Below are 299 nucleotides of genomic sequence, written 5' to 3'. Positions count from 1 at the left end.
GAATTGGTATAACCATATTTACTGCTTCTAATGCTTCTTACTACCTCTTTCAACGAATCTTCTTCAAAAAAATTCTTTTCACTACTAGGAGAAGATCCATAAAAATAAGTGAATAACCATCGATGGTGTAAATAGTTTCTTGTGGCTTTTAGATACATCTCTGTTTTAAAATGCTGGTAATCCTTAATCTCCGATTGCGCATTAAATAAAGCCTGAATTAACTCATCGCCAAATTCAAAGTTAAAATGAACACCACAAAGCATTTGTTTACGACGGCCATAAGAATTCGATAAAGTTTG

At 32.8% G+C, this 299-nt stretch carries 1 pseudogene; it reads right to left on the bottom strand.

The annotated features are described in order from the left end of the window. A pseudogene (locus FOT98_RS32005) lies at nt 1-299 on the bottom strand (bifunctional glutamate--cysteine ligase/glutathione synthetase); the annotation flags it as partial.

Origin of the sequence: Bacillus sp. HY001, assembly GCF_007558965.1 — a bacterium.
Lineage (GTDB): Bacteria > Bacillota > Bacilli > Bacillales > Bacillaceae_G > Bacillus_A > Bacillus_A mobilis.
Note: the sequence above shows the minus strand (reverse complement) of the source record. Positions and strands in the feature narration are given on the sequence as shown.